4 protein-coding genes and 2 pseudogenes are annotated in these 3,107 nt (G+C 41.1%); 2 read left to right on the top strand and 4 right to left on the bottom strand.

Translation table 11 applies throughout. The features are described 5' to 3' along the window. The 4 genes and pseudogenes from HWQ38_RS00005 to HWQ38_RS00020 form a co-directional block, all read right to left on the bottom strand. Nucleotides 1–444: pseudogene (locus HWQ38_RS00005) on the bottom strand (hypothetical protein); the annotation flags it as partial. Beyond that, complete coding sequence (locus HWQ38_RS00010) at nucleotides 438–659, bottom strand: hypothetical protein (protein WP_292788826.1); 222 nt, start codon at nucleotides 657–659, stop codon at nucleotides 438–440. The gene HWQ38_RS00010 and the pseudogene HWQ38_RS00005, both read right to left, overlap by 7 nt. A 182-nt stretch (nucleotides 660–841) precedes the next feature. After that, entirely contained in the window at nucleotides 842–1,282 is a 441-nt protein-coding gene (locus HWQ38_RS00015) for a hypothetical protein (protein WP_292788828.1), read from the bottom strand. Nucleotides 1,283–1,284: 2 nt separating this feature from the next. After that, nucleotides 1,285–1,698 (bottom strand): hypothetical protein, encoded by a 414-nt coding sequence (locus HWQ38_RS00020; protein WP_292788831.1) that lies wholly within the window; start codon nucleotides 1,696–1,698, stop codon nucleotides 1,285–1,287. A 109-nt stretch (nucleotides 1,699–1,807) separates the two neighbouring features. Between HWQ38_RS00020 and HWQ38_RS00025 the strand changes: the two genes are divergently transcribed. Both HWQ38_RS00025 and HWQ38_RS00030 read left to right on the top strand, forming a co-directional pair. Further along, nucleotides 1,808–2,062 carry a helix-turn-helix transcriptional regulator gene (locus HWQ38_RS00025; protein WP_292788834.1) on the top strand — a complete coding sequence of 85 codons (255 nt, stop codon included), beginning with the start codon at nucleotides 1,808–1,810 and terminating at the stop codon, nucleotides 2,060–2,062. A gap of 516 nt (nucleotides 2,063–2,578) precedes the next feature. Continuing rightward, nucleotides 2,579–3,107, top strand: a pseudogene (locus HWQ38_RS00030) (heavy metal transporter); the annotation flags it as partial.

Consider the following 3,107-nt stretch of genomic DNA (forward strand, 5'->3'; position numbering starts at 1 on the left):
GATATACCCCTTTATTTGGGTGTAATTCATTTGGTAGTTATGGCGCTGATTCTCGATGTTTCGAGCATTTATAGATTCAGCAGCTAACTCACTTCTTTTATGCCCATATTGAGCATTTGCAAGCGTGGCGTTCATAACTGCTTTGTCAATCTCTATCGCACTCTTCCCAGCATTTACCAGTACCTCAGAGATGGCAATATTTAGAGCAGTCGTCCCGTTAATTATTTCGTGGTACGCTGCGGCTAATTTGGGTGCAAATTCTGCTGACAATCTACCTTGACGTGCTAATTCTCCAATCTTCTGAGCGCTGGTGACATCACCCATCATTGCATTTGTAAAATCATCCAGACTTACACCAAATTTAGTCTTGAGAACTTGGTTAATTCTCCGTGCTTTTGGTGTAACATGATTTTTCAGTTTGAAAGTAGAATTATCTTTTACCATTTTGGTAATTCCTTGGGTATTTCTAAATATTTATTTGGGTCTGCAAAATCCCTGTCCTCTATCCCCTTAACTCGGAATCGTGATAATCTCCAGTCATCGTAAGCTTGTAGGGCAAATAGAAGTAGGGCAATGGCTATGATGATGAATCCTACTCTCTTGGGGTTAAAACTGAGTGTGTAGCCTCTGCTAGCTTGTTTTGTTAGCTGGTATTGCAAAACATTGGAGGGCGCTTTTGACTTGACTTTTAAAGTCGGTGTCAGCCTCCTTAATATCTTTCGCTATCTGACTTAAGCCATTATTCAAGCGTTGAGACGTTTCTTTATTACGCTGGGTGACTGTTGCCCTAACCTCATCAATCATGTGATTGATTTTCTGTTGGTTAACTTGCGCCTTATATTCAACAAAAGCTCACAGCTGTGCTGGCAACCAATTCAGATTTATCCTCAATAGTTGCTAATTCACCAGCTTGGTCAATGTCCAAGGGTGCGTAGTTTACCGCCGTAGGCATCGCGTTTACTTCTTCGTCTTCTATTGCGCTTACTTCCTCATCCTCTAGTTCTTCCTCTATAAAGGTTTCAGACTCTTGAAGCTGGGTAAGAGGTTGGATACTGGGAGGTGCATTAACGACCGGAGCGATCGCAGTTGCTGTTTGACTTAACTTATGGTCGTTGGTGACAGATTTAACTACTTCTGCGCGAGTGGTGCTGTTCCAGTTTGTTTCATAGTTTGGGTACATCTCTAAAATTTTCATTTCAATAACTGTTGCTGACACTTCTAAGCCATTATTTTTCAGAGAGCGGCGGATAGAATCTACTTTATTCTTGAGGTCTTTACTCATGGCTATTTATTCCTTGTGATTGCAGCAAAAAAGACAACTTTGGAAGCTTCAGCTAAGGTGTATGCGTTTTGTCTGCCAAAATGTAATTCAGCTTTATAGAAAAAATTGGCTAGCATCCGATCGCCTACTTTTGGCTTTATTTTTCTGAGGATGGCTAATAATTCTTCTCCACTAAATTCATCTGTGGATTCATGAGCATCTTTAAATTCCTCAACTGTTTTAACTGCTTTTTTTGTTAGAACAGTTCGCGGGTATTGGGTTTTTAACAGTGCGTAGCTTTGTACAGACTTGAGATTAACTACTAATCCAGAACGTTCCAACTCGCTTCTAACTTGTCTCCATCTCCTATTGTTCAAAGTCCCTGAAATTGTCTCAAAAGCATTTCTGTAATAATCTGGTTGACTTGATTCCTTCATAAGTAACGAAAACGTGATTTGCAATTCAACCCAAAATTACTGTACACTATCCGTAGACATAGAGCAACTGTTCGTAGACAAATAAAATATGATGATGTTGAGAAAATATATGGATCTATTAATTTTCGTGCAAGTCAAGCGAGTAGTTGAAATGGTTCGGGAGTTCCCAGGATTGGGCGACCGTATCAGAAAAGCGCGAGAGGGCGATGGTCGGTCATTGCTCCAAATATGCCGTGAATCAGGAGTCTCTAGGACTTACTGGTATCAACTGGAGAATGAGCAGATTTATGCAAGCGTAAGCGAGGAAGTAATCCGAAAAATCGAAGCCGCTCTTGGTATTGACTTGGGGGTAAATTTTGAATGAACTATGAGCTATGAACTATATATGCAAATTTTTTATGAATCCTAAGTTGCAAAAAAGCGACAGCGACAACGAAAAATTAATACTTCCAGCTTGCGATCGCACTGTGTCGCCCCCGTTTTCGGTGTCTTCTATGTCAATTTTTGCGAAGTCTAAGTGTTCTGCGACAACTGCGACCCTTGTTGTGCTTGCATTTGAAGCTGCGAAATATATCTGCAAGGTAATTTTTTAATCAAAAACACCTGCATTCTGGTAGTTTGAGTTTTAAGTCAAAAAAAAACAGGAGGATGTCGCCCCCACAGGAGAAAACAACAACCACCCGTCAATCAATCAAAATAGGTTCTCTATTTTGAATAATAGTTATATCAACTCTATCCCACTTTGGTTCCCAGTATCAGGATAGAGGCAGAAATGCCAAACGTATGATTCAATTTAACAACTCAAGGAACACGGGTAAAGCAAAACTCAATAATGGCGATATCCTTCTGTGGCAACGATTCCACCCCACAGGAGAGAAAAATGTTTACAAAAGAAGCGCCCCAAAAGACCAATAACTCAAAAACTCAACGTCAGCAGTTTGAAAAATTCGATATCCGTAATTTTCAAGACCAGCTAGAAGCGACAAATGTAAAAGGCAAGTACATTTGTCCGGTTTGCGGTGGGCATAATTTCAGTTGGAGCAAGGCAGAACCACCTGTGATTACTTGCTGGAATGGCTGCGATCGCAAAGAAATCAAGGAAGCAGTCAACCCAATGGCGCAGCTATTAGCATCCAGGAGCGATAACTATACTCCCTTGCCAAGTTGGAAGCCAGCGAAACAGAAGATAATCAAACCCAAGCCAGTCCCAATCCCAAGTGACTTTACTTTGGTGAAGTTGACCGAGGCAGCGACCGATATACCCCAACCTCAACAATTAACGAGTAGACCACCCAAGGAAGTTGTCGGCAGTGCCACTGAAATAATTTATAGTTACTCACCAGATCAATGGGTAACTCGTTATCAATGGTCAGATGCCAGCAAGGAGAAAGGTCACGGCAAGACTTTTA

Source organism: Nostoc sp. NMS7 (genome assembly GCF_017115085.1).
In the GTDB taxonomy this organism is placed as follows: domain Bacteria; phylum Cyanobacteriota; class Cyanobacteriia; order Cyanobacteriales; family Nostocaceae; genus Nostoc.

Bases quoted from the DNA above. Each gene is read 5' to 3' on its own strand.
- HWQ38_RS00020 (WP_292788831.1), bottom strand. From the start codon at position 1,698: ATGAAGGAATCAAGTCAACCAGATTATTACAGAAATGCTTTTGAGACA.
- HWQ38_RS00015 (WP_292788828.1), bottom strand. From the start codon at position 1,282: ATGAGTAAAGACCTCAAGAATAAAGTAGATTCTATCCGCCGCTCTCTG.
- HWQ38_RS00025 (WP_292788834.1), top strand. From the start codon at position 1,808: ATGGATCTATTAATTTTCGTGCAAGTCAAGCGAGTAGTTGAAATGGTT.